Origin of the sequence: Mycobacterium sp. PDNC021, assembly GCF_048282635.1 — a bacterium.
GTDB classification, from domain to species: domain Bacteria; phylum Actinomycetota; class Actinomycetes; order Mycobacteriales; family Mycobacteriaceae; genus Mycobacterium; species Mycobacterium llatzerense.
This window is the reverse complement of record NZ_CP182502.1, coordinates 3,421,791-3,445,524: the sequence shown is the minus strand read 5'-3', so window position 1 is coordinate 3,445,524 and position 23,734 is coordinate 3,421,791. Positions and strand designations below refer to the sequence as shown.

At 64.7% G+C, this 23,734-nt stretch carries 23 protein-coding genes; 14 read left to right on the top strand and 9 right to left on the bottom strand.

Features of this window, described 5'->3' with window-relative positions; all coding sequences use genetic code 11:
* Positions 1-10: 10 nt before the first annotated feature.
* The 6 genes from ACNO8X_RS16350 (at position 11) to ACNO8X_RS16325 (ending at position 5,328) form a co-directional block, all read left to right on the top strand.
* Positions 11-580, top strand: coding sequence for a DapH/DapD/GlmU-related protein (locus ACNO8X_RS16350; RefSeq protein WP_418001856.1), 570 nt, complete (start codon positions 11-13; stop codon positions 578-580).
* Positions 581-683: 103 nt separating this feature from the next.
* On the top strand, positions 684-1,334 hold the full coding sequence (locus tag ACNO8X_RS16345) for a TetR/AcrR family transcriptional regulator (RefSeq protein WP_418001855.1): 651 nt from the start codon (positions 684-686) through the stop codon (positions 1,332-1,334).
* Complete coding sequence (locus ACNO8X_RS16340) at positions 1,327-2,196, top strand: metal-dependent hydrolase (protein ID WP_418001854.1); 870 nt, start codon at positions 1,327-1,329, stop codon at positions 2,194-2,196. The genes ACNO8X_RS16345 and ACNO8X_RS16340 overlap by 8 nt, the downstream gene beginning before the upstream one ends.
* Positions 2,197-2,348: 152 nt before the next feature.
* The gene (locus ACNO8X_RS16335; RefSeq protein ID WP_418001853.1) at positions 2,349-3,587 is read left to right on the top strand and encodes an MFS transporter; all 1,239 of its coding nucleotides are present in this window, start codon (positions 2,349-2,351) and stop codon (positions 3,585-3,587) included.
* Positions 3,584-4,186 carry an AAA family ATPase gene (locus ACNO8X_RS16330; RefSeq protein ID WP_418001852.1) on the top strand — a complete coding sequence of 201 codons (603 nt, stop codon included), beginning with the start codon at positions 3,584-3,586 and terminating at the stop codon, positions 4,184-4,186. Before ACNO8X_RS16335 ends, ACNO8X_RS16330 begins: the two co-directional genes overlap by 4 nt.
* A gap of 254 nt (positions 4,187-4,440) precedes the next feature.
* Entirely contained in the window at positions 4,441-5,328 is an 888-nt protein-coding gene (locus tag ACNO8X_RS16325) for an aminoglycoside phosphotransferase family protein (RefSeq protein ID WP_418001851.1), read from the top strand.
* Positions 5,329-5,457: 129 nt separating this feature from the next.
* Here ACNO8X_RS16325 and ACNO8X_RS16320 read toward each other — a convergent pair whose 3' ends face one another.
* Positions 5,458-6,579, bottom strand: a complete 1,122-nt coding sequence (locus ACNO8X_RS16320; protein ID WP_418001850.1) for an IMP dehydrogenase — start codon at positions 6,577-6,579, stop codon at positions 5,458-5,460.
* Between the two features lie 8 nt (positions 6,580-6,587).
* On the opposite strand from ACNO8X_RS16320, the gene ACNO8X_RS16315 reads away from it, so the two are divergent.
* The 4 genes from ACNO8X_RS16315 to ACNO8X_RS16300 all read left to right on the top strand — a co-directional run bounded on the left by ACNO8X_RS16315 (position 6,588) and on the right by ACNO8X_RS16300 (position 10,465).
* Positions 6,588-7,910, top strand: a complete 1,323-nt coding sequence (locus ACNO8X_RS16315) for a serine hydrolase domain-containing protein (protein WP_418001849.1) — start codon at positions 6,588-6,590, stop codon at positions 7,908-7,910.
* Positions 7,911-8,128: 218 nt separating this feature from the next.
* Positions 8,129-8,590, top strand: coding sequence for a MarR family winged helix-turn-helix transcriptional regulator (locus ACNO8X_RS16310; protein WP_418001848.1), 462 nt, complete (start codon positions 8,129-8,131; stop codon positions 8,588-8,590).
* Complete coding sequence (locus tag ACNO8X_RS16305; RefSeq protein WP_418001847.1) at positions 8,587-9,576, top strand: zinc-binding alcohol dehydrogenase family protein; 990 nt, start codon at positions 8,587-8,589, stop codon at positions 9,574-9,576. The genes ACNO8X_RS16310 and ACNO8X_RS16305 overlap by 4 nt, the downstream gene beginning before the upstream one ends.
* A 79-nt stretch (positions 9,577-9,655) precedes the next feature.
* Entirely contained in the window at positions 9,656-10,465 is an 810-nt protein-coding gene (locus ACNO8X_RS16300) for an LLM class F420-dependent oxidoreductase (RefSeq protein WP_418001846.1), read from the top strand.
* Positions 10,466-10,485: 20 nt separating this feature from the next.
* On the opposite strand, the gene ACNO8X_RS16295 is transcribed toward ACNO8X_RS16300, so the two are convergent.
* Together ACNO8X_RS16295 and ACNO8X_RS16290 are read right to left on the bottom strand one after the other, a co-directional pair.
* Entirely contained in the window at positions 10,486-10,980 is a 495-nt protein-coding gene (locus ACNO8X_RS16295; protein ID WP_418001845.1) for an FBP domain-containing protein, read from the bottom strand.
* A 215-nt stretch (positions 10,981-11,195) separates the two neighbouring features.
* Positions 11,196-12,689: an FAD-dependent monooxygenase gene (locus ACNO8X_RS16290; protein ID WP_418001844.1), complete on the bottom strand. Its 1,494-nt coding sequence runs from the start codon at positions 12,687-12,689 to the stop codon at positions 11,196-11,198.
* Between the two features lie 51 nt (positions 12,690-12,740).
* Here ACNO8X_RS16290 and ACNO8X_RS16285 point away from each other — a divergent pair, with 51 nt between their 5' ends.
* Positions 12,741-13,667 (top strand): LysR family transcriptional regulator, encoded by a 927-nt coding sequence (locus tag ACNO8X_RS16285; RefSeq protein ID WP_418001843.1) that lies wholly within the window; start codon positions 12,741-12,743, stop codon positions 13,665-13,667.
* On the opposite strand, the gene ACNO8X_RS16280 is transcribed toward ACNO8X_RS16285, so the two are convergent.
* Together ACNO8X_RS16280 and ACNO8X_RS16275 are read right to left on the bottom strand one after the other, a co-directional pair.
* Positions 13,654-14,409: an amino acid ABC transporter ATP-binding protein gene (locus tag ACNO8X_RS16280; protein WP_418001842.1), complete on the bottom strand. Its 756-nt coding sequence runs from the start codon at positions 14,407-14,409 to the stop codon at positions 13,654-13,656. The two genes, ACNO8X_RS16285 and ACNO8X_RS16280, sit on opposite strands and share 14 nt — an antisense overlap.
* Positions 14,406-15,860, bottom strand: coding sequence for an ABC transporter permease subunit (locus tag ACNO8X_RS16275; RefSeq protein ID WP_418001841.1), 1,455 nt, complete (start codon positions 15,858-15,860; stop codon positions 14,406-14,408). The genes ACNO8X_RS16280 and ACNO8X_RS16275 overlap by 4 nt, the downstream gene beginning before the upstream one ends.
* 151 nt (positions 15,861-16,011) lie before the next feature.
* On the opposite strand from ACNO8X_RS16275, the gene ACNO8X_RS16270 reads away from it, so the two are divergent.
* Positions 16,012-17,148, top strand: a complete 1,137-nt coding sequence (locus tag ACNO8X_RS16270) for a YncE family protein (RefSeq protein WP_418001840.1) — start codon at positions 16,012-16,014, stop codon at positions 17,146-17,148.
* Positions 17,149-17,155: 7 nt separating this feature from the next.
* The gene (locus tag ACNO8X_RS16265) at positions 17,156-18,841 is read left to right on the top strand and encodes a GMC family oxidoreductase (protein ID WP_418001839.1); all 1,686 of its coding nucleotides are present in this window, start codon (positions 17,156-17,158) and stop codon (positions 18,839-18,841) included.
* Positions 18,842-18,889: 48 nt separating this feature from the next.
* Here the strand turns inward: ACNO8X_RS16265 and ACNO8X_RS16260 are convergent, their stop codons facing one another.
* The 3 genes from ACNO8X_RS16260 to ACNO8X_RS16250 are packed head-to-tail and all read right to left on the bottom strand — an operon-like array spanning position 18,890 to position 21,933.
* Positions 18,890-19,825, bottom strand: a complete 936-nt coding sequence (locus tag ACNO8X_RS16260; RefSeq protein WP_418001838.1) for an alpha/beta hydrolase — start codon at positions 19,823-19,825, stop codon at positions 18,890-18,892.
* Complete coding sequence (locus ACNO8X_RS16255) at positions 19,822-21,012, bottom strand: MFS transporter (protein WP_418001837.1); 1,191 nt, start codon at positions 21,010-21,012, stop codon at positions 19,822-19,824. The genes ACNO8X_RS16260 and ACNO8X_RS16255 overlap by 4 nt, the downstream gene beginning before the upstream one ends.
* A 60-nt stretch (positions 21,013-21,072) precedes the next feature.
* On the bottom strand, positions 21,073-21,933 hold the full coding sequence (locus tag ACNO8X_RS16250) for a helix-turn-helix transcriptional regulator (RefSeq protein WP_418001836.1): 861 nt from the start codon (positions 21,931-21,933) through the stop codon (positions 21,073-21,075).
* 117 nt (positions 21,934-22,050) lie between these two features.
* Here ACNO8X_RS16250 and ACNO8X_RS16245 point away from each other — a divergent pair, with 117 nt between their 5' ends.
* Positions 22,051-22,452 carry a type II toxin-antitoxin system VapC family toxin gene (locus tag ACNO8X_RS16245; RefSeq protein WP_418001835.1) on the top strand — a complete coding sequence of 134 codons (402 nt, stop codon included), beginning with the start codon at positions 22,051-22,053 and terminating at the stop codon, positions 22,450-22,452.
* Positions 22,453-23,038: 586 nt separating this feature from the next.
* Here ACNO8X_RS16245 and ACNO8X_RS16240 read toward each other — a convergent pair.
* Positions 23,039-23,641 carry an LGFP repeat-containing protein gene (locus ACNO8X_RS16240; RefSeq protein ID WP_418001834.1) on the bottom strand — a complete coding sequence of 201 codons (603 nt, stop codon included), beginning with the start codon at positions 23,639-23,641 and terminating at the stop codon, positions 23,039-23,041.
* Between the last annotated feature and the right edge of the window lie 93 nt (positions 23,642-23,734).

Here is a 23,734-nt window from a genome sequence, read left to right as displayed (position 1 = left end):
GGATCGAGGCATGAAGAAGAACTCGGTGCGGCTGATCCCCAGGGGTACCGACGAGTCGCGCCATGTGGTGGAGCGGGTGCAGTTTGTGATGGACCTGACGTCGCAGCTGAACGTCCTACGGCACTCGGATGTCGATCGTCGCAACTCGCTGCTGAAAGAGATCCTGGGGCAGCCGCTGCCCGAGACATGCACCATCTACCCGCCATTTTATTGCGACTACGGCCTAAACCTGCGTCTGGGCGATCGCGTTTTCGTCAACCAGAATTGCTCATTTTATGACCTTGGGGGCATCACAATCGGAGACCGCACAATGATCGGGCCAGGCGTCACGCTCTGTACCGCCGGCCATCCGGTCGACCCGGCGGAGCGGTTCGATGGCATCACCGTCTCCCCGATCAACATTGGGACGAATGTGTGGATCGGGGCCAACGCAACTATCGCTCCTGGTGTCACGATCGGTTCAGGATCGGTCGTAGCCGCGGGCGCGGTCGTGGCAACGGATGTTCCGGGCGACTCACTCGTTAGCAGCGCTGGTCACATACATCGACGCGATCTTGGCGATCGCACCCGTTACGTGTGAGGGCTGGAACCCTGAACCGATCGTGGCGACCGTGCGGCTGAGCATCAATATGATTTCACAGGCAGGCTTGCCTGTTTGTTGATTCGGGTCTACCGTCCCCCGTATGACCGCGAGAACACGACGGCGGCACTCCAGCGAGCGGGTTCGAATCCCTCGTGCGGAGCGGGTGGAGACGATGCGGTTGCGACTACTCGAGGCCACGCTGTGGTGCATCGTCGACAAGGGCTACGCGGCTACCTCCACCAATGACGTCGTGCGGCGAGCCGGCGTGTCTCGGGGCGCTCTCGCGCATCACTTCCCCACCAAGGCTGCGCTGGTCACTGCCGCCGCCAGCCACCTGGTGGCCAAGCGCACTGTCGAATTCGAGTCGCGGATGGCCGGACTCGACCCGCAGCAGCGCACACCGGCCGCCGCGCTCGACATCCTGTGGTCGTTCTACGAACAGCCCGAATGCCGTGCCTTGATGGAACTTTCGATCGCGGCCCGACACGACGCCGAATTGCGTGCCTTGATGGCGAGGTGGGACGACAAGTACATCGAGATTCTGCACGCGTCGGCCACCGAATTCTTCGGCGAAGCAACCGCGGAGCCGTCGTTTGGGGTGCTGCTACGCACCATCACCGCGCTCTTCGACGGTCTCGGTCTCTACGACATGACCCAGAGCGACCAGCGCCAGAAGGTCGCCGAAGTGCGGGCCTTCTTCACTGCAATGTTGACTCAATTGGCACCAACCATGGGGGAAGCACATGCCTGACACCGCGACACGGCCCGTCCGCGCCCGGCGCATCCACTTCAACTACCCCGAGGGCGGCCTCGAAAGACACTACGTCCAGGGCGATCTGGTCATGAGCCACGTCCTGGCGTATCTGTCCTCGACGTTCCCCGAAGGCGAGGATTTCTTCGTCCGGTCCGTGCGCCACTATGCCGATCAGGTCACCGACCCGGTCCTCAAAGATCAGGTCAAGGGCTTCATCGGCCAGGAAGTGACGCACAGTCGTGAGCACGTCGCGCTCAACGAGCGGCTCGAGCAGATGGGCTATCCGACCCGGTACAACGACCGGTTCACCGGAAGGTCACTGCGTTGGGATGAGCGCCGCTTCTCCCCGCTGACCTGCCTGGCCATGACGGCCGCACTGGAGCACTTCACCGCGGTCTTCGCCGAGTCGTTGCTCGGCGACGAGGACGCCCAAGCCCTGCTTGGGTCTACCGAGGTGCGAAAGATGTTGCTATGGCACGCTTATGAGGAATCCGAACATCGTGCGGTCGCATTCGACGTGTACCGGACGGTGGGCGGCAGCGAGCGACGCAGGATCTGGACCATGCGCATGGTGACGCTCACCTTCTTCGGCAGCATCGTGGCGTTCACCACGCTGTCCATGCTCAGGGACCGTGCGACCTACAACCCCGTGCGCCTGTTCGGCAGCCTGTGGCGTCTGCGCCGCTCACCATTTTTGAAACGATCTGTGCTCCAACGGTTTCGGAAGTACAACACCGTGGGATTCCACCCGAACGATGTCGACAACACTGCGCTGCTGGAACGTTGGCATCCGGAGCTTTTCGGCGAGACCGGCCAACTCGCCCACAACATGGCCATCGGGTCGGCGCCGGCACACTGAGGCGAAGTTGGCCGCCGACCCGATGACCGAGTCGAAAAGTTCTCGGCAGCTCGGGTTGCCAAACGTGACGACAACGTCGGATTAGCAAGGATTTGGCGGCAACCTGGCTAGGACTTCGTTCTCGTCGTGCGACGGTGTGAGACAGTGGGTCGATGGGGGACGCTGTCGTTTCAGTTCCCCGTTCGTCGTTCATTCGGTACTGGACAGCCGCCGCGATCAGCTCGTTCGGCTCGGCGGTGACAGCCGTTGCGATGCCTGTGCTAGTGGTCCAACTGCTTGGTGCCACCCCGTTTGAAGTCGGCGTCGTGAACGCGGCTCAATTGGTGCCCTACACCGTGCTGGGCTTCATTGCCGGCGCGTTCATCGATCGGTGGCGGCGCAAGCCAGTTCTGGTGTGGGCCAGTGTCGGGCGCGCACTGTGCCTGGGTGCGGTTCCCGTCCTGTGGTTGATTGGTCAGCTGCAGATATGGATGCTGGCGATCGCGCTCCTGGCGTTTGGTGCATTCTCTGTTTTCGGATTCGCCGCCACGCAATCTCTGCTGCCGCGCCTGGTGCCCCGGACACGATTGGTTGCAGCGAATGCGCGTCTGGATCAGGCTGACTCGGCCGCTCAGACGCTCGGCCCCGCGATCGGCGGAGGCCTTGTCGGAATGTTTGGCTCCCCGGTGGTCATCGTTATCGACGCGGTCAGTTACCTCGTCGATGCCGCACTCAATGCGAGCATCCGCGTCGATGAACCCAGCCCTGGCTCCCGCACGCGCGATCTTCGCCAAGAGATCGCCGACGGCCTCAGGTGGACGTATCGCCACCGCACACTCAGTCCCTTAGCGGTATCGACGCACATCTGGTTTTTCGCTAATGGTGCTGCGCTGACGGTGTTTTCGCTTCTTGTGCTGCGCTCGCTGGGATTGACTGCCTATGTGTTCGGGATGCTGCTGACGGTTTTCGGCATCGCCAGCCTGATCGGCGCGTCCATGGCACCGGGGTTCGGTAATCGGTTTGGATCAGGGCGGGTGGTCATCTGCGCGCGCGTCGCCTACCCCATCGCTTGGCTGCTAGTCGCTTTTGCTCCCGCGACCAGTGGGGGCGAGATGCTCTTGTTTACCGCGTTGGGCCTTCAAGGACTTGCTGCTGGAATCGAGAACGCCAACGAAATGGGCTATTGGCAGGCACTCACACCAGACGAACTACTGGGCCGAGTCAACGCCACCAGACGGTCGGTCAACCACACGATGGCTGCCTTGGGAGCCCTCGTCGGCGGCCTCGGCGTGGGGTTGATCGGTGAGCGGCCCACCCTCGTCGCGGCGATCGTCAGTTTTGTGACCGCCGCACTCGCCGCAGCATTGTCGCCACTGCGACAGACAACCATCGAGCGTGATGAGGAACGATGACCGTGCTCGGTCCGGAAGACCCCCTCCCGCACACCACCGCACGCATCTTGGTCACCGGGCCCTCGGGTGCGGGCAAGAGCACGCTGCGAGAGACCATCAGCATGATCCTGCAGCTGCCCACCGTGGAGATCGACTCGCTACACCACGGTCCTAACTGGACACCACGGCCCACCTTCGCCGCCGATGTCGAGCACTTCACTGCGGGACCGCGCTGGGTCATCGAATGGCAGTACTCGCAAGTGCGGGCCTTGCTGCTGGACCGCGCCGATACCCTCGTATGGCTAGACCACAACCGGTGGACGGTCGTCCACCGAGTCGTGCGCCGCACAATTGGACGACGTATCCACAACACCGAACTATGGAATGGCAACTATGAGCCGCCGCTGCGCACGATCCTCACCGACCGTGATCACATCGTTCGATGGTCTTGGCGCACCCACCGCGAACGTCAACACGAAGCACTCGATGTAGCTGACCGAACAGATGGTCCCCTCGTAGTGCGCCTCGCCGGACAACGCCAAGTCGACACTTGGGTACGAGGCCCGCTCCAACAGCTGGCCAATCAACACCCAACCGCTGGGTGGACCCCACCTCCGTGATCGTCGGCAGCGCTCGCGACCACGCTCAACGCAATCGGGCAATTCTGAGTCTGCTGAGCAGATGCCGCGATCCGCTTCCTCGCCCGAATACGCGGCAGGAGTTCTTGTCGAGTCTTATGCGCTCCGCGTGATGCGTAGCTCCTTGTCCGCCGTCTTGCATCAGAAGTGGGCGCGGACCAGCAACTAAGGTGGCTATTGGCGTCTCGTTGGTCAGCCTGGCGTGTTTTGGCTGGGATATTACGGTGGGGGTTGCGATGGAAGAACTGCCCTCCGAGACCGACCTAGTACGGGCGCTGCTTCGGGACCAGCACCCGGATCTTGCTGACTTTGAACTTCGGGAAGTCAACGGCGGCTGGGACAATCAAATGTGGCGCCTCGGTGAGAAATTGGCCGTGCGCTTGCCGCGCACCGAACGAGCCGCAGCTCTGCTTGAGATCGAGCGCCGGTGGCTTCCGGCGCTGGCGGGCCGCCTGTCGCTCCCCACGCCTACCCCGGTGCGCATCGGCCGGCCGTCGCGTCTTTTCCAGCACACGTGGACGATTGCACGCTGGGTCGAAGGCACTCCCGCAGATCAAGCGCCCATCAGACGCATCGAGGCAGCTGAGACCCTTGCGAAATTCCTTGGCGCCCTGCATCACCACGCTCCCGCCGACGCACCGACCAACTCTGGGCGCGGCATCCCTCTTGCCGAATTTGAAGATGAGACCGACGAATGGTTCGACGTCATCGCCGACCACCCTGACGCTGGCAGCGCGCGGAAAATCTGGGACAAGGCCGTAGCAGCACCCACCTGGACAGGCCCCCCATTGTGGCTTCATGGTGACCTACACCCGGCGAACACGGTAGTCGCAGACGGAATGCTCACCGGCGTAATCGACTTCGGCGAAATGTGTGCAGGCGATCCAGCAACCGACCTTGCAGCCGCCTGGACCCTGTTGCCTGCGAACACGGCAACTCGGTTCTTTCGCGCCTACGGGAGGGCCGACGAAGCGACCGTAACCAGAGCCCGCGGCTGGGCTGTCCTGCGCGCAATTGGCCTGATCGAGATCGGGCGCAACGGCAGACTGGGGTTGCCCGGAGGAAAGCCAACCTGGGAGCCTGCCGGACACCTCACACTCGAACGGGTCTCAGCAATGGACTGAAAGAGCCAGGCTCACGCAGGCGAGGCCGACCGCGACCCCGGCGGAGCGAACAGAAGCATCGTCCCAGACGAGGCCGGCCTCTAACGGACAAGTCAGTTGAGAAATGACGGAGCCGGGCGTCACCCCGGCCTAAGCCGATGCTGATGTCAATTGAGGGCGGCGGACGTCGATGCTGGCGTGTGCTTCTTGGAAGCTTTGGTCAGAGACCAGGGTCAGCCTTGCGGTGTCATGGAATTGTCGGAGACTGGTTGCGCCGCAGGAGATCATGGTGGCTTTGATCTTGGCGATGGTCACTGCGAGTCCTTCGTTGAGGTCGCCGGCGTAGGGCACGTAGCCGTCGACGCCTTCTTCGAAGGTCAATCCGGTGCCGGGTTGCTCGTAGCGCTGCCAGTTGCGAGCGCGGTAGGAGCCCTCGCCCCAATATTCTTTGACGTAGCCGTCGGCAGTCGGCACTTTCGCTCCGGGCGCCTGATCGAACCGGGCAAAGTAGCGGCCCATCATGACAAAGTCGGCGCCCATTGCCAAGGCGAGCGCCACGTGATAATCCAGCTGCAGTCCGCCGTCGGAGCACACCGGAACGTAGTGGCCGGTTCGCCTGGCGTAGGTATCGCGGGCCGCCGCGACGTCGAGTATTGCGCTGGCTTGGCCGCGGCCGATACCTTTCTGGTCGCGAGTGATGCAGATCGACCCGCCCCCGACGCCGATCTTGACGAAGTCGGCCCCGGCGTCGGCCAGGTACTGAAATGCCCGTCCATCCACGACGTTGCCCGCTCCGATCACCACATCGGGATACTGGGTTTTCGCCCAGTCCAGCGCGCGGGCTTGCCACTCGCTGTAGCCGTCCGAGGAGTCTAGGCACAACGCATCGGCGCCAGCGTCCAGCAGCGCAGGAATCCGCTCGCGGTAGTCGTGCGTGTTGACCCCCGCACCGACCCGTAAACGTTTCTCGGCGTCAACCGACTTGACTGCCTGGATGTCGGCGACTTGCTCGGCGACCGGACGATTGTGATGTACAAAGCTCAATCCGCCGTGGCGGGCCAGCGCAATCGCCAACTCCGGTGAACTGACAGCCTGCATGATCGCCGACGTGAACGGCACCTGCAGTTGGAGCCGCGATCGCTCCCCGACGAGGTGGCGCGCCAGCGGCGCTACGAGTTGCACGCCATCAGCACGGCATTCGGTGGATGTCTTGTTGGGCAGGAGCAAGAACTCATTGAATGTGCGGGAGACGCCCTCGACGATGTGTGCCATATGCCAGCTTGACTGAAGCGGTGTGGCAGATCAAATCAGCCACGCTCATACACTTGCGTCCACTATCAAGGTCTGAGTATGGCACCGGTTCGGGCCTCTCGAACTCAAATAGTCAGGCCTGGGTGTGCGGGATCTGCACTCGACCAATACTAGAACGTGTTCTAATTCGGTGCATGTCCGGTTCGGCGGCGGGGCACGCTGACCCCGCGTTTGCGGAAGTGAAAGCCGTCTTTGAAGCAGGTTTGGCCAACGGCGACGACCTCGGCGCCGCGGTAGCGGTGTTCGTCGACGGTCGTGCGGTGGTGGATCTGTGGGGAGGCATCGCCGACAGGCGGACCGGACGTCCATGGACACGCGACACCGCTTGTCCGACGTTTTCCTGCACCAAGGGGGTCACGGCGACCGCGGCCCTCATGGTCGCCCAGCAATGCGGCCACGGCCCTGACGAACCGGTGATCGCTTGGTGGCCGGAATTCGCACAACACGACAAGCACGAGACCACGCTGAGCGACTTGATGTCCCACCGGGCCGGATTGCCCGTGTTGGAGCGCCCGGTTTCGGCGGCCCAAACCACGGATCCCGCAGCGATGGCCGACTTGTTGGCGCGCCAATCCCCTCTCTGGCAGCCGGGGACCGAACATGGTTATCACGCTTTGACTTTCGGGTGGCTGGTCGGTGAATTCGTGCGCCGCCACACCGGTCTGACAGTCGGCGAGTTCACCCGGCGGCACCTGGGTGATCGGCTGCTCATCGGCGCCTCCGGTGCGTCGGCACGCGAGGCTGCGCGGATCAGTTCGCCACCGCCCGAGCAGCGTGTCTGGAAGGCTGAGAACGCACCGCCGATACCGGACGACGCAGTCGCTGAGATGGCGGCCGCGATCGCCGATCCCGAATCGCTGTTCGTCCGAGCATCGTCGAATCCTGTTGCATCCTATAACGATCCAGAAGTACTGGCGGCCGGTTGGCCCGCGGCGGGCCTAGTCACTACCGCTTGCGATCTGGCCAAATTCTATGGCGATCTGATCAGCGGAACCCTGATCGCCCCGGGTCTTCTGCGGGAAGCGACCACCGAACGCGTACGCGGCCGCGACCGGGTGCTGTGCTTGGAAAGTGCATTCGGGCTCGGCTACATGCTGCCGTCGCAGAACTTCGTGGTGCCCGAACCTGCCCAATGCACTGCATTCGGTCACCCCGGGGCCGGTGGCTCGGTGGGACTGGCCGACCTCGAACACAAGGTCGCTTTCGCTTTCGTGCCCAATCTGCGCCGCGACTGGCTGGCCGGTGATCGCCGCGCCTATCGGCTCATCGCCGCGGTCTACGACGCGCTGTGACACCGCGACGCAACTGACGCGCGCGGCGCCCCCATACTCATAGCTGTTCCATTCCATGGAAGCGATAACTGCTCAGGGCTGCGGCAATACCATCCGACCGATCCGCCCTAACAAAAGCATGAATCACCCAAGATTCTGCTACGTCCTGTTTAGGGGGATACAAGTACCCGCATCCAATAAGCATGACATGGACTGGATATTTCCCGTAGGGTGACGGTGTGGCGGATGACAGGCCGGCGGAGGTCTTCGATCGACTGGTGCGGGTGCAGATCCTGCTCTGGAATGGGGTCGATGACCGGCTGCGCGACGAGCACGACCTGCCGCTGACGTGGTTCGAGTTGATGCGCGTCGTCGCTCGGCTCGACCAGGCACGAGTTCGCGACATCGCTGAAGCGTTGATCATCACGGAGGGCGGTGCGAGCAAGCTGGCCGACCGCATCCAAGCCGCCGGTTACCTACGCCGGCAACAACATCCGGCGGACGGCCGTTCCTCACAGGTCGTGCTGACCCCTGCGGGACGAGAAATCCTCCGGGCCGCCGCAGCGACCCTCGACGACGAACTCAGTGACCGCATCGGAGCGGTCCTCACGAGCGATGTCCTGGCGCGATTCAACGCCACCCTCGAACTGCTGCGGGTATCTAACCTGAGCAGCGACGAAACCAGGAATGCGGATCAATGACCGACCTACCTGACACGATGCGCGCGGTCGTCCTGGATGCTCCAGGGCCACCCGAGGCGCTGCACCTGCGCGAGCTGCCGATCCCGACACCCGAACCCGGCCAGGTCCTGATCCGCGTAAAGGCCTTCGGGCTCAACCGATCCGAACTCCACACCCGACTCGGCCTGGCCGAGGGTGTCACGTTCCCCCGTGTGCTGGGCATCGAGGCCGTCGGAGTCGTCGCTGCCTGCCCCGGCGGCGAGGTGGCCGTGGGGCAACAGGTCGCCGCCATGATGGGCGGGATGGGCCGCACCTATGACGGCGGCTATGCCGAATACACGTGTGTCCCTGCCGCGCAGGTCATTCCATTCACCAGCACCCTGGACTGGGCGACACTCGGCGCTATCCCGGAGATGCTGCAGACCTCGAACGGCTCGCTCACTGTCGGCCTCGACGCCCACCCGGGGCAATCGATCCTGATTCGCGGCGGCACTTCCTCGGTCGGCATGACCACCGCCATCCTCGCCAAAGGCCGCGGCATGACGGTGCTCGCCACCACCCGAAACCCTGACAAGACCGATGCGTTGGAACAGATCGGCGTCGACCACATCCTCATCGACACCGGCGAGATCGCAACACAGGTGCGCGAGATCATCGACGGCGGCGTCGATACCGCTCTCGAACTCGTCGGCACCCCGACGTTGCCGGACACGCTGCGCGCCACCCGAATCCACGGCGTCGTCTGCTTCACCGGCATGCTGTCCAACCAGTGGACAGTCGAGCAGTTCTACCCCATCGACTACCTACCACGCGGCGTCCGACTGACCGCCTACGGCGGTGACGCCGACGACCTGTCCCCCACGGTTCTCCAAGATTTCCTGGACGCCGTCGCCGCCGGTAGGGCGATCGTCCCCGTCCACCGCATCTTCGGCCTCGACCAGATCGCAGAGGCTCACGCATACATGGAGTCCGGCAAGGCAACCGGCAAGCTGGTCGTTACGACCTGACGCGGGACCGACCAGGAATAAACCCCGCCCGCGATGGACTTGCCTCAAGAGTCATCCCTTCCCTGACTCAGGAGCATCCATGACTCGTCCCGTCCGCGTCGCTGTGCAGATCCAGCCCGGCGGCGCGCCCGACTACGCCACGTGGCGCGACGCCGTCCTGGCCGCCGACGACCTCGGCGTCGACGTGATCTTCGGCTACGACCACTTCCACCGCCCGGCGATGCAGGCCATCGTCGACGGCAAGCCCGTGCTCGACGACGAGCAGCCCGACGTCGCAAATTTCGAAGGTTGGACCGCGCTCGCGTCGTGGGGTGAGATCACCTCACACGCCGAGATCGGACTCCTCGTCACCGGCGTCGGCTACCGCAACGCGGACCTGCTCGCCGACATGGCACGTACCGTCGACCACATCAGCGGCGGCCGGCTCATCCTCGGCCTTGGCGCTGGATGGTACGAAAAGGACTACACCACTTACGGTTACGACTTCGGTACCTTCGGCTCCCGCTTCGATCTGTTCGACGAGAGCCTGATCCGCATCGAGAATCGGCTTGCCGCATTGGTCCCGCCGCCCATCCGGAAGATACCGATCCTCATCGGCGGCACGGGGCCCAAGCGCTCGCTGCCTGCCGTTGCCAAGCATGCCGACATCTGGCACGCATTCCAGGACCTCGATGCGTTCCGCAGGTCCAGCGACCGGGTCGATGAGTTGGCAGCGACGTTCGGCCGCGACGGCGCCGACATCGAACGCTCGACGCTCTGGGCGAATGCCGAAACCGCTGATAATTTCCGCGAGGCAGGCGTCACGCTGTTCCAGACCGAACTCACCTCCGACAACGGCTACGACCTGGCGTCTCTCAAGGAGGTTGTGGCCTGGCGGGACAACGGGTGACGGCGATCGCCCGCCTGCCTTCATGCCTCGGTTGAGAGCACCTCGTTGACGAATCCGTGGACCTTGCGCCGCAGCTCACCCACCCGCTGTTCGCGAAGTGCGGCGAGATCGGTCCCCCGGTGATACGCAGGCGGCAGCTGCCGGACGTTTCGGGAGCATTCGAAGTTCTCGCAGATCAGGGCTCCGATGGTGTCCCCCTTGCGGCCTGCGGCACCGCCCCGGCGGACGGTGTACAGAACCGCCTCATCGGTGAGGTTCACATCGTTGCACCACGCGCACATGGCTCGGGCGCGTGGTTTCACCGCGGCCCGGCTCAGAAGCAGCGCGACTGGCCCCTCCGGTCGGTCGATGAGCACGTAGGCGCGGCGCGGGATTTTCGGATCGGTCCAGCCGTAGAAGTCGAGCTTGTTGAAGTCGACGGCGTCGAAGTTCGCGGCGAAGGTGACCTTCTTGACCTCGCTGCGGGTGGCACCTCGAAAGGCGCCGAGGATCTGGTCGCGGGTGTAGGAGTCCATCAGTGAATCCATCCTGAAAAACGGAGCGCACGACGTGCGCACCGGCGAGTGAGGGCATGACTGTGCCGCCGACCCGAATGGGTCGGCGGCGGAGCGCGGTCATCTGATGTCGGCGTGAGCGCCGACGACCTCCTCGACGGGGATGTTCACGCCGGTGACGATAGCGGCACGACAGCGGAGCGCGCCACTGCATTTCGGCACACCTCGGGTCAGCATCACCGAAACTCACTCTGCAACAGTATCTCTCGTTGATTCCACCGCGATAGCGCCTCGACTACGCCACCGAGATCTCGCTCGTCGTCGCAGGCCCACGCCACCACACCATCGGGCCTGACGAGGACGGCGCCCAATCCCAGCCGGTCCTTGGCATCAGCTCCCAGGTACCGCACCCCTGCGCGAAATCGATCGCCGATCGACCGGAGGCCGGCATTGCGCTGGAAGTCGAGGAGGACGCCTACCCCGTCCCGCAGCAGCGCGCCGAGCCGGGTGCCGTCAGCCAGTTCGAAATCCGGTGCACTGCTGCCGATCAATGGGTGCCCGCCGCCGAGGTCATGGTGGACGGACATCCCCCACACGCGCTCCGCGAAGTAGGTCGCGCCGTCACGGGTTGCCATGAGGTCACGGACGACGGCCCGCATCGCACCCGCGTTGGGGGTCGGCTCCAGCAGCGCGACCTGTGCCCGCGACCACTCCAGGACCGCGGCGCCCACGGGATGGCGCTCCCGGTGATATCCGTCGAGCAACGCCTGTGGCGCCGTGCCTTTCACGACGGCACCCAGCCGCCAGCCGAGGTTCATCGCGTCACCGATCCCGAGGTTCAGACCCTGTCCGCCCAGCGGCGAATGAACATGCGCGGCATCGCCGGCCAGCAGCACCCGGCCTTGCCGGTAGGCCGTCGTCTGGCGGGCGCGGTCGGTCCACGTCGCGGCAGCGTGCAGCGCCGTCACGGTGATGTCGACGCCGGTGACGCGTCGCAGCACGGACTGCACCGCCTCGACGGTTATCGGCTCCGTGCGATGCGCGGCGCCACCGTCGAAGTCCGCCACGGCGATAGTGCCGGGCGCGGAATGCACGTACATGCCGCCGGCTGTGTAGTGCCGGCCCAGCGGTAGTGACTGACCGTCGGCCAGGTCGACCTGCACCGAATACCCGGTGAATCGGGGCTCGGTGCCGGCAACCTCGAAACCGGCTGACTTACGGACCGCACTGCGACCGCCGTCGCATCCGACCAGCCAGCGTGAATGAAACGACTGCGGCCCGGCTTCGACACACACCCGGTCGGCCGCCTGTCGGACGGCGACAACGGTTGTCCCGCGCCGGATTTCAACACCCAGGTGCAGCGCACGCTCAGTGAGCACGGTCTCGAGATGCGCCATTCTGGTCGCGAGGGGCGCGTCGGCGGGACTGGCCAGCCGATATGGCCAGGCGGCCGCGTCGACCAGATCGGCCTGCCAGGTAATCCCCGCGAAGTGTCCGGCGCGCGGACTCGGCCGGCTTCCGCCTTGGACGTCGGCCAGCAGCCCGCGACGGTACAGCGCTTCGGCTGTCGCCACCGACAGCCCGCGCAAGCCGAACGGCTGTCGCTTCAGCGGTGAGTTCGGATCGACCGCGCTTTCGAGGACGAGCACGGACGCACCGGTCAGTCGCAGCTCGCAGGCGAGAAACAAACCCACTGGTCCTGCGCCCACGATCAGAACGTCGTGCATCATGACGGCAACGTATCGCCAACTCATCGATCGATCCAATGGTATGCATGCAGCATGTCGATGCACCAGATCGATCTAACGGGACTGGACCTCAACTTGCTCGTGGTCTTCGACGCGCTGATGCAGGAGCGGCACGTCAGGCGAGCCGCAGTGCGGCTGTCCTTGTCGCAGTCGGCGACCAGTCACGCACTGGGTCGCCTCCGTGACATGTTCGACGATCCCCTGTTCGTGCGCCATCCCCGCGGAATCGAACCGACAGTACGTGGTCGTGCTCTCGCGCAACCCATTTCGGATGCCCTGACGCAATTGCGTCAGATCGTCAGCCCGCAGTCGCCCTTTGACCCGGCGACGCTTCGCCGCACCTTCACCGTGGCCGCACACGACTATGCCTTGGCCGTGCTTGCGCCGGCACTCGTGGCCGACGTCCGCGCACAGGCTCCCGGCGTCGATCTGCGTTTCATCAGCGTCGCGCCGCCGGCGATCGTCGACGGCCTGGATCGCGGCGAGATCGACTTCGCACTGGGCGGTTTCATCGATGTCACGGCCGAGCGAGTAGCCCGGACGCTGTTGTTCACGGATCGGTTCGTCGGTGTCGCCCGCCGCGAGCACCCCTGCGTGTCCGCGCGACGAATGTCGCTCGATGACTTCACAGCGCTGCCGCATGTGGTGATGTCGGTCGACCGTCAGCTCCGCAGCGACGTGGATCGTGAGCTGGGCGCGCTGGGCCTCACCCGTCGTATTGCGTTGACGGTGCCCAACTTTCACGCACTCCCCTACGCCGTGGAGGAATCCGACATCATCGGCGTGCTCCCCGAACGGCTGGCCCTGCGCATCACCCAGCATCGTGCGGTCGACCTGTTCGAGCTGCCGATTGACGTCGACGCCGTCACGTGCAGCATGCTGGCGCTCAAACCACTGATCGAACTACCCGAAATCACGTGGCTGGCCGCCCTGCTAACCCGCGCCGCTACAGCGGGTTGAGGATACGGTCCAAGAACTGTCGCGTGCGCTCTTCCTTCGGGTCGCCGATGACCTCGTCCGGTGTGCCCCGCTCCAGGATGATGCCCTGGTCGGTGAACAGCACCTGATTGGAAACCTGTCTGGCGAACTGGATTTCGTGGGTGACGATCACCAGTGTCCAGCCTTCGACGGCGAGATCCTTGATCACGGACAGCACTTCGCCGACGAGCTCGGGATCCAGCGCCGATGTCGGCTCGTCGAACAGCACCAACTTCGGTTTCAAGGCCAACGCGCGGGCGATGCCGACGCGCTGTTGTTGCCCGCCGGATAGTTGATACGGGTACTGGTCCTTCTTGGCGGCGAGTCCCACCTGGTCGAGCAGCGCGAGGGCTTCGGCCTCAGCCTCATCTTTCGGCCGCTTCTGCACGATGACCGGCCCCTCGGTGACGTTCTGCAGGACCGTTTTGTGCGGAAACAGATTGTGGCCCTGAAAGACGAAGCCGCTCCGCGACTGGAACCTGCGCACCTCGGGTTTGGGTGTCGGCGTGGAGAAGTCGATCTCGATATCGTCCACCCGGATCACCCCGGCGTCGGCCCGGTCGAGCGCGTTCAGCGTGCGCAGCAGCGTCGTCTTTCCCGACCCGGACGGCCCGATGATGGCCGTCGCCGTACCCTGTTGGACGGTGAACGAAACACCCTTGAGCACTTTGTTGTCGCCGAAGGCCTTGTGGACGCCCTCGGCCACCACACGGTTCTCTGTCATCGCGCCACATACCTTTCCAGTCGGCGTTCAATGCGACCCTGACCGAACGAGAGCGCCAGGCAGATGACCCAGTAATACACAGCGGCGGTGCCGTACAACGCGAAGAACTCGAATGTCGGCGCCGCGATGATCTGGGCTTGCCGCAGCAGTTCGGTGACCAGGATCGTCGAGGCGAGTGAGGTGTCTTTCACCAGCGAGATCAACGTGTTCGACAGCGGCGGAACTGCCACCCTGGCGGCCTGCGGCAAGATGATGCGCCGAAGCGCGCCAACATAATTGAAGCCGATCGTCTCGGCCGCCTCCCACTGACCCTTGGGGATGCTCTGGATGGCCGACCGGATGATCTCCGCCGCATAGCCACCGACGTTGAGCGAGAACGCGATGATGGCCGCGGGGAACGGATCGATCTTCACCCCCAGTTCCGGTAGCGCGTAGAACACGATGAACAACTGCACCAGCAGCGGAGTGCCGCGGATGACCGAGATGTAGAACCGCGCCACGTTGGTGAGAACCACATTCGACGACAGCCGAGCCAGCGCCACCGCGAGCGCCAGCACCAGGCCGATCGCGAAGCTGATGACCGTCAACGGGATCGTCTTGGTGATCGCCGCCTTCGCCAACGGTGCGAGGCTGTCCCCGATCAGCTTCCATGTCGACCGTGGCGCATGCTGCGCCCCGCCGGCGTCCGGTCCACCAGATGCGTTGGCCTTCAAATACTTCTGCGAGATGCCGGCCAGCGTGCCGTCGGCGCGAAGCGCATCGAGGGCCTTGTTCAGGTCGGGCAACAGCCCGCTGTTCTTGCGGGCGGCAAAGCCCTGCTCGCTCTTCTCACCGGTGTTGGCGGCAATCTTGACCGACTTGTCCCCCGTCTCGGCGAGATAGGCGTACACCGGGATGCTGTCGTTGATTACCACGTCGACGCGACCCTGGTTGAGCAGCTTGATGGCCTGGGTGAAGCCTTCGACAACCTCAACCTTCGCGCCGTGGTCGCGAGCGACCTGCGCCCAGTTGCTGGTTGCTGTTTCGCCCGCGACCTTGCCCTTGATGTCGTCGAGCGACTTGACGCCGTTGTCGTCGGCCCGAGTCACGATGACGCCCTCGCCGACCGAATACGGCTCGGACAGGTCGTACCTGGCCTTGCGCTCGGCATTGATCGTCACTTCGTTGGCGACGACGTCGAATCGGTTGGCCTCGAGCGCCGCGAAGATCGAATCCCATGGCGTCTCGACGAATTCGACTCTCACACCGACCTTGGCGGCGACCGCCTTGGCGACGTCGACGTCATATCCGACCAGTTCGCCTGTCGCAGGATCGTGATAGCTGAACGGTGAGTAGACGCCTTCGGTGCCAACGCGCAGCACGCCCGCCGCCTTGACCGGATTCTCGCCGTTGTTGCTGCCCGACGACCCGCATGCCGCGAGCAGCAGGGCGAAGAGCAGCAACACCGACACTATGGCTCTTCGTGTGTAGCGCACTGGCGGAAGTTAGCAAGTCCCTGGGCGGTCACCAAGGGTTCTGCTCAATGCGGCTGATACGCCGTCGCCCTGTTGTAGCTTGGCTGCTGCTGGGTCAGGTCAATTTGATGCGACCGGAGGGCACACCATGGCGCTCGAAGTTCTCAAAACCATCCATGTCGGCGGTTCCCCGAGCCGGCTGGCAGTCACTCCCGATGGCGGCCGCGTCTACGTCCTCAACGGTGGCGGCGACACCATCTCGGTGATCAACACCTCGACCAACACGGTCATCGCCACCATCCCCGTCGGCGACCTCCCCGACTCGGTGGCGATCTCCCCCGACGGCGCGCGTGCCTACGTCACGATCGAGAACGCAGGCACGGTCTCGGTGATCAGCACCGCCACCAACACGATCACCGCGGACATTCCCGTCGGCGACTTCGCGGGCGGAATCGCGTTGACTCCCGACGGCACCCGTGCATACGTTGCCGCGGCCAATAGCCCAGCCACGTCCGGAAACGTGGTGGTACTCGACACGGCCACCAACACAGTCAGCGCGACCATCCCCGTCGACGGACATCCCAACGCAGTCGCGGTCAGTCCGAACGGCACACGCGCCTACGTCACGAACTGGAATCTCGACGGCACCGTCTGGGTGATCAACACCGCCACCAATACCGTGATCAAGACCGTCCAAGTCGGCGATTTGCCCAGCGGTGTTGCGGTAAGCCCCAACGGCTCTCGCGTCTACGTCACCAATGCGGCGCCCAACGGCACGGTCTCGGTGATCAACGGGACGACGAACACCGTCACCACGACCATCTCGGTCGGCAACTCGCCGATCGGTGTTGCAGTCAGCGCCAACGGCGTCCACGTCTACATCACCAACCGTGGCTTCCCAGGGCCCGGCTCATTGCAGGTGATCAACGCCGCTTCCAACGACGTCACCACGACAATTGAAGTCGGCGAAGACGCGTGGGATGTGGCGGTGACTCCTGACGAAAGCCGCATCTATGTGGCCAATCTCGGCGATGACTCCGTGTCGGTGATCGGTGAGAGCGTTCACCACATGCCCCACGTACCCGACCTGGTTGGTGAGATACTGGGCGGCGTCGCCGGCGACGGCGGCGGATGGCTGATCATCGGCAACCACTTCTACAAGATCCCGCCACGCCCCCTTGCGGTGGTACGGATCGCGCGGGCCATAGCACCTTTCCTCGGTCGCCCGATCGAGAACCGTGAATTGGCCAAGCAACTGCGCAACACCCTGAATCGAGGCAAATAGCCCCCGCATGAGCCCCGCCACCGAATTCGACTTCATTATCGTGGGAGCCGGCAGTGCCGGCTGCCTGCTGGCTAATCGGCTCAGTGCCAACCCCGACCACCGGGTGCTGCTGATCGAGGCCGGCGGCAAGGACAACTGGTTCTGGATCAAGGTGCCGGTGGGCTACCTGTACACCATCGCCAACCCTCGCACCGACTGGTGCTTCACGACCGAGGCCGACCCAGGTCTGGCCGGCCGCAGCATTCACTATGCGCGGGGCCGCGTGATCGGCGGCTGCTCGTCGATCAACGCCATGATCCACATGCGCGGGCAGGCAAGCGATTACGACCTCTGGGCGCATGCCACCGGTGACGAGCGCTGGCGTTGGGGCGGCGCAGACGGCCCCGGCGAGACGCTGTCGATCTACAAAGAGTTGGAGGACTACTTCGGCGGAGCCGACGACTGGCACGGCGCCAGTGGCGAAATCCGCGTCGAGCGGCCCCGGGTGCGCTGGAAGATCTTGGACGCCTGGCAGGCCGCCGCTGCGCAGGTGGGCATCGCCCCGATCGAGGAGTTCAACCGGGGTGACAACGCCGGCAGCGCGTACTTCCATGTGAATCAACGGCGTGGTCGGCGCTGGTCGATGGCCGACGCTTACCTGCATCCCGTCGCCCGCCGGTCCAATCTGATCGTCTACACCAACGCCCAAGCCATGCAGCTGCTGATGGACGACGCGGTCCGCGAGGATCAGCGTCGCGGGGCCTGGACGACGGCTCAGCACCGCGCCACCGGCGTGCGTCTCCTCAAGGACGGACAGATGGTCGACGTCCGAGCCCGCCGCGAAGTGATCCTGAGCGCCGGAGCGATCGGGTCGCCGCATCTCATGCAGGTCTCAGGGCTGGGCCCGGCCGAGCTGCTGACCGAACATCAGGTGCCGGTGGCCGTCGATCTGCCCGGCGTGGGTGAGAACCTCCAGGACCACTTACAGCTACGGACGGTGTTCCGCGTGCAGGGCGCACGCACCGTGAACACGCTGTACCGGAATTGGATCACCCGGGGCGGCATGGGACTTCAGTACCTGCTGCTGCGATCAGGACCCATGACGATGCCGCCCTCCACGTTGGGGGCTTTCGCCAAAAGCGACCCCGCACTGGCCAGTCCCGATCTGGAATGGCACGTGCAGCCCTTGTCCCTGCCCAAGTTCGGCGAACCGCTACACCCATTCGGAGCCATCACTCCCTCGGTCTGCAATCTGCGACCGAGTTCGCGCGGCCAGGTGCGCATGGCTAGTGCAGATCCGTTGGCCTACCCAGAGATTCGCTGCAACTACCTGTCCACTGACGCCGATCTCCAAGCCGCCGTGACCGGCCTGCGGATGACCCGGCAGATCATGGCGGCACCGTCCCTGGCTCCCTACCGCCCAGAAGAGTTGCTGCCGGGCCCGCAACGGGTGAGCGACGACGACCTGCAGCAGGCGGCCCGTGAACTGGGTACCACGATCTTCCACCCGGTGGGCACCTGCGCAATGGGTTCCTTTGACGCACAAGGTGTTCCGCAGTCAGCCGCCACAGTGCTCGACACCGACTGCCGCGTGTATCGCGTTGCCGGACTGCGCGTGGTCGATGCGTCGGCGATGCCCACCATCACGTCCGGGAACACCAACGCACCGGTCATGCTGATCGCAGAGCGCGCAGCGCGGGCGATCCTGGCGTAAGTCGTTCTTGTCGAAAGATGCGCTGGATAACCAGATTTCGACTCCCAGTCAGCGGCTCAAGCGGTCGACCAAGAACCTCGCGAGATCCCTTTGCAACGTGCGTGAATCGTCGAGCACACCGTCCATCCACCAGAAGCCATGAATCATCCCCGGATAGCGCTGGGCGATAACATCCACACCGGCGTCGAGGAGCAACCCGGCGTACGCTTCCGCCTCGTCGCGCAGCACATCATGGCTGGCGGTCGCCACGAATGTCGGCGGCAGATGGCCGAAATTGTTGGCGTGCAACGGTGAAACGCGCGGGTCCGCGCCGTCCCCGACATCGAGATAGTGGTTCCAGAACCAGGCCATGTCGGCGGCGTCGAGACCGAAGCCATGGGCGAAGTCGGCATACGACGGTGCGGCCATCCGCTGATCCAGCGCTGGGTAGAGCAGAGCCTGGGCAGCGATCGTGACGTCGGTGCCGGCCAACTCAGCTGTGGTCGCGGCAGCGAGGTTGCCCCCGGCGCTGTCACCGACCACGGCCAGCCGGTTCGGATCGACACCCAGTTCGCTTGCGTGGGTATGCACCCAGCGCACGCTGCTCACACAGTCCTGCAGCGGAATCGGGAAGGGATGCTCGGGTGCCTTCTGATAGTTGACGGCGAGCACGACGTACCCGGTGTCGCGGGCCAGGACCCGGGCGGGTTCATCCACGAGATCGAGGTTGCCGATCACCCATCCACTGCCATGCAGCACGACGATGACGGGATGCGGCCCCCGATCCTGCGTCGGCCAGTAGATACGAACAGGAAGATCGGCGGTCGGGCCGGGGATGAATCGGTGTTGCACCTGCGCCATCGCCGGCGCCGGCCGCTGCAGGTCCAGGTAACCCAGTGCCGCCAGGCGTGCGTCGGACACCGACAGCGTCGCGATACCGGGCGCTGTCGCCGTCGCAGCCAGATGAGCACGCGCCTGCGGGTGCAGGTCTGATGGCCCGGTCACTGTGCCTCCTCGTGGCTGTTGGTGAACACCAGCACCGTGCCGACAAGCGCCATCGCCGCGCCCACCCAGACCGGGGAACGCCAGCCCAAGCCCAGCGCGATGGTCGCGGCTCCGATCGCCGATGCGATCGCGTTCCCCAGGTTGAACGCCGCGATGTTGGCCGCCGAAGCCATGGTCGGCGCGTCATGGGCGAAACCCATGACGCGCAGTTGCAGAGCCGGTGTCGCAGCGAATCCGACGAGGCCCATGACCACCAGCAGGACTGCGACCGGTGGCCGATAGGACGCGAGTAGCCCGTACACGATGAGCACGACCGGCAGCAGCAGCGACAAGATGCGCAGCGTCCGGGTGAGATCTCGGTCGGCGGCCCAGCCACCGACGAAATTGCCTATGAACAAACCGATCCCGAAGAGAACCAGCAGCCACGGCACGGCGCCGTCGCTGTAACCGGTCACGCGGGTCACCAGCGGTTGGACGTAGATGAATGCGCCGAATACGCCGCCGAACATCGTCATGGTCGGCAGGATCGACACCACGACCTGGCGGCGGTACAGGACAGCGAATTGGCTACTGCCCGCCGGTTCTGGCGTCGGTAACCGAGGTACCAGCGCGGCCACGCCGGCGATCGCCAACGCGCCGAGCGCACTGATGATCCAAAACGCGCTGCGCCAGCCGAGGTGCTGTCCGACGAACGTGCCGAACGGCACGCCGAGCACGTTCGACAGGGTCAGCCCGCCGAACATGACAGCGATGGCCGACGCCTTGCGTTCGGGCGCCACCAGATCGCCGGCGACCACGGCGCCGATGCCGAAGAATCCGCCGTGGCACAGCGCGGTGATGATCCGGCCCAGCATGGCGATGCCGAAACCAGGCGCCAGCGCGGTCAACGCGTTGCCGGCGACGAACAGGGTCAGCAGCACCAGCAGTGCGGTTTTAGGTGGGCGGCGCGACAACACGGCGGTGACGGTGAATGCACCCACCACGACCGCCAGGGCATACCCCCAGATCAGAGCACCCGCAGTAGGCACACTGACGTGCAGTGCGTCGGCCACGTCGGTGAGCAGCCCGGCGATGACGAACTCGGTCAGCCCGATGCCGAAACCGCCGAGCGCCAGCGCCGGTAGGCCAGGATGAAGCCGTCGCGTCGGTGCGGCCGGACTGTTTTTGAGCAGGGTGGAACCATCCATGGGCAAGCTCCTTGGATTGAGTGTTTCTTGTTGCCGCGCAGCGATATTCGCTACACAGCGCTACTCGGTGATGGTCGTGCTGGCTAGCAGGCGCAGCGCAGCCTCGTCGCTGGATCCCGGTTCGGCGTGATGCAACAGCAGTCGATGACCGTCGTCTTCAGGCAGATGGAGGACCTGGAAATGCAGATCGAGCCGCCCGACCACCGGGTGGTGGTAGCGCTTGATGCCGTGCGTACACAGCGCCACGGGTTGCGCGGCCCACAACTGCGCGAAGTCCTCGCTGGCCACACTCAGGTTGCCGACCAGGCGGGCGAGGTCGGCCTCGGCGACATAGCCGGCGCTGACGTAGCGCAGCGAGGCCACCGCCAAGGTGGCCTCGGCCTCCCACTCGCGATGCAGGCTGCGCGCATGTGCATCGGTGAACATCATCGCCACCTTGTTGGGCGGCTCGGCGCTGTACGGCGCGGTCGGTTCGAGGTGCGGCGCAAGCAGCGCATGGCCCAGTCGATTCCAGGCGATGATGTCCTGCAAAGGTGACAGTGCGACGGCGGCGACGTCGGGCATTGCGTCCAGCAGGGTGACGCAGTCCGGGCGCAGCCGGGTTCGCCCCGACCGCACCTTGGTGTTGCTGACGGAGGCCAGCCGCTGCAAATGCGCCCGCTCGGCCTCGTCGAGCCCCAGCGTCCTCGCCAACGCGTCCAGCACCTGGAGCGAAGGATTGGTGGCCAGGCCCTGTTCCAACCGCGTGTAGTACGTCAACGACACCCCAGCCGCCTCGGCCAATTCTTCGCGGCGCAACCCGGGCACTCGGCGAGGCCCCAGATCGACCAGCCCCGGCAGTAGCGCCGGTTCGGCGGCCGCCCGTCGGCCGCGCAGAAAGTCCGCCAGCTGCTGCCCTCCCGATCCGCGTGCGTCCGTCATGTCTTCCATCGTGCGTGACGGATGCGAGTCGCGCCTGTCCCTGTCAGTGACAGGTAGCCGTCGCCGTCTACGGTCGATCCATCAGCGACGCCCACCAGGCCATGCGATGGTGCTGGCATGACAACTTTCGTCATCGATGCGCCCGTGGCCATCTCTCTCGCCACGAACGGAGCTGCCATTGCGCCACCGCACAGTCTGGCGGCGCCGACGCTCCTGCGCTCACAGGTACTTGCCCTCGTGTACGAGTCGGTGCGCCGCGGCGACATTGACGAACGGGCCGGCCGGAAGGTACTCGACCAGATCCGTGGGTTGCGAATCCGGCTTCTCGGCGATCGATCCCTGCAGGATCATGCTTGGCGAATAGCCGCCGAGCTGAACTGGCCGGACACCTACCGAGCTGAGTTCATCGCGCTGACTCAGCTGCAAGCCGACGCGCTTGTCACCGCGGACAAGGAGCTAGCCGCAGCCGCAAGTGCTTTCGTACCGACCGCGTCACCGGCTGACATCCTGCGGACGTAATCGGTCGACTCTCGTCACCTTCCGGCTCGGTATCGCTACCGGCAGGGCACCGGAATGAACAAGGACCAGCACATCCCCGGCAGCGGATTGGGCGCAGGGCCTGCAGGCGGGTCGTCCTCTGGAGGATTGGGCCCATCCCAAACGTTCTGAGCCACGTTGCCGTGACCGAATTGCACCAAGTAGTAGCTGTGGCAGACGCTTTCGTCCCAAATCACCGGGTTCGTCACATGATTGCCCGATATCCACATCGAGTCCCCGGGGCACCACCGATGAGGGCCGGTGACGGCCTGAGTGGTCCCGCTGCCGAGCGCCAATCCTGTCAGTGCGGCGGCAGCGAACACCGTTGCCGCAGTGGTCAGTCCGGCGAAACCTCGCTTCATCATTCCGGTCCCGTTTCGCTAGTTCCGCCGACCTCATCTAGGGCCGTCAGGTAAACCGTGCGCCGTCGGGCTTGGCCAATTCTTGGTGAATTCTTGCTTCCTCATCCCACTGGTCGCACTCTGGGCCTGGCTGCGCGCCATCCGTAGGCGAGAAAGTCAGAAGGAAGCGGAGGGCTCCGACTAAGGCAGACCGACGTCGCCGATGTCTACAACCCGGACGGTACGACCTTGCCGTTGACCGTCACCTCGACCTGACCGGTCGTCGAGTTGTATGAGATCTTGCCGTGTTCGAACGTCGTGACGAGCTGATCGCCGACGGCGTTCTCATCGCTGGTGGGTGCGCCCAGCGGGCCTGCCGAACCGTTGGTGCCAGTGTCCGCAGGCACGCCATCCGGATCACGTTGGATGTTCCAAGCCTCACGGATCTTGCCCGAGACGATGTAGGCGGGTGTACCGGCGTCGTCGTTCTTGGCCACGATCGCGCCACCCTGGAACTGCTGGAACACCACACCGCTGTCCCGGGTGCCCGCGTTGTGGTCACCCGTCAACGGCTTGCCGAGAGTCGCCTTCTGACTGTCGGTCGCCGAGGTGTACTTGGCCGCGATCGGGCCGGTGAGCGTGACCTCGACTTCCCTTTCCCCGATGAGTTTCACTTCGGCGGCCGGCGCCGGGACCTGGGAGGTGACGATCAAGGCGACCTGAGGTTGCGCCGAGACATCGACACTCGTGCCACTGCTGCAGCCCACGGCAGTCAGCGCGACGGCGACCAGCCCGACGACTGCCGTGCGGCGGTAGGTGCTCGTGCTCATAGGTGTCCCCTTGCGTCTTCCTGTGGTGTGCGTCATGTTGCGGCTGATCCCCCCGACCCGGTCACGACCATAGCCGAGCCGGTTCAGGGGCGC

Excerpts from the sequence above, each read along its gene's own strand:
- ACNO8X_RS16330 (WP_418001852.1), top strand. The coding sequence starts at position 3,584 with ATGACCGTGCTCGGTCCGGAAGACCCCCTCCCGCACACCACCGCACGC.
- ACNO8X_RS16345 (WP_418001855.1), top strand. The coding sequence starts at position 684 with ATGACCGCGAGAACACGACGGCGGCACTCCAGCGAGCGGGTTCGAATC.
- ACNO8X_RS16270 (WP_418001840.1), top strand. The coding sequence starts at position 16,012 with ATGGCGCTCGAAGTTCTCAAAACCATCCATGTCGGCGGTTCCCCGAGC.
- ACNO8X_RS16265 (WP_418001839.1), top strand. The coding sequence starts at position 17,156 with ATGAGCCCCGCCACCGAATTCGACTTCATTATCGTGGGAGCCGGCAGT.
- ACNO8X_RS16325 (WP_418001851.1), top strand. The coding sequence starts at position 4,441 with ATGGAAGAACTGCCCTCCGAGACCGACCTAGTACGGGCGCTGCTTCGG.
- ACNO8X_RS16245 (WP_418001835.1), top strand. The coding sequence starts at position 22,051 with ATGACAACTTTCGTCATCGATGCGCCCGTGGCCATCTCTCTCGCCACG.
- ACNO8X_RS16290 (WP_418001844.1), bottom strand. The coding sequence starts at position 12,689 with ATGATGCACGACGTTCTGATCGTGGGCGCAGGACCAGTGGGTTTGTTT.
- ACNO8X_RS16300 (WP_418001846.1), top strand. The coding sequence starts at position 9,656 with ATGACTCGTCCCGTCCGCGTCGCTGTGCAGATCCAGCCCGGCGGCGCG.
- ACNO8X_RS16295 (WP_418001845.1), bottom strand. The coding sequence starts at position 10,980 with ATGGACTCCTACACCCGCGACCAGATCCTCGGCGCCTTTCGAGGTGCC.
- ACNO8X_RS16250 (WP_418001836.1), bottom strand. The coding sequence starts at position 21,933 with ATGACGGACGCACGCGGATCGGGAGGGCAGCAGCTGGCGGACTTTCTG.
- ACNO8X_RS16240 (WP_418001834.1), bottom strand. The coding sequence starts at position 23,641 with ATGAGCACGAGCACCTACCGCCGCACGGCAGTCGTCGGGCTGGTCGCC.
- ACNO8X_RS16335 (WP_418001853.1), top strand. The coding sequence starts at position 2,349 with ATGGGGGACGCTGTCGTTTCAGTTCCCCGTTCGTCGTTCATTCGGTAC.
- ACNO8X_RS16340 (WP_418001854.1), top strand. The coding sequence starts at position 1,327 with ATGCCTGACACCGCGACACGGCCCGTCCGCGCCCGGCGCATCCACTTC.
- ACNO8X_RS16320 (WP_418001850.1), bottom strand. The coding sequence starts at position 6,579 with ATGGCACACATCGTCGAGGGCGTCTCCCGCACATTCAATGAGTTCTTG.
- ACNO8X_RS16285 (WP_418001843.1), top strand. The coding sequence starts at position 12,741 with ATGTCGATGCACCAGATCGATCTAACGGGACTGGACCTCAACTTGCTC.
- ACNO8X_RS16350 (WP_418001856.1), top strand. The coding sequence starts at position 11 with ATGAAGAAGAACTCGGTGCGGCTGATCCCCAGGGGTACCGACGAGTCG.
- ACNO8X_RS16280 (WP_418001842.1), bottom strand. The coding sequence starts at position 14,409 with ATGACAGAGAACCGTGTGGTGGCCGAGGGCGTCCACAAGGCCTTCGGC.
- ACNO8X_RS16305 (WP_418001847.1), top strand. The coding sequence starts at position 8,587 with ATGACCGACCTACCTGACACGATGCGCGCGGTCGTCCTGGATGCTCCA.
- ACNO8X_RS16255 (WP_418001837.1), bottom strand. The coding sequence starts at position 21,012 with ATGGATGGTTCCACCCTGCTCAAAAACAGTCCGGCCGCACCGACGCGA.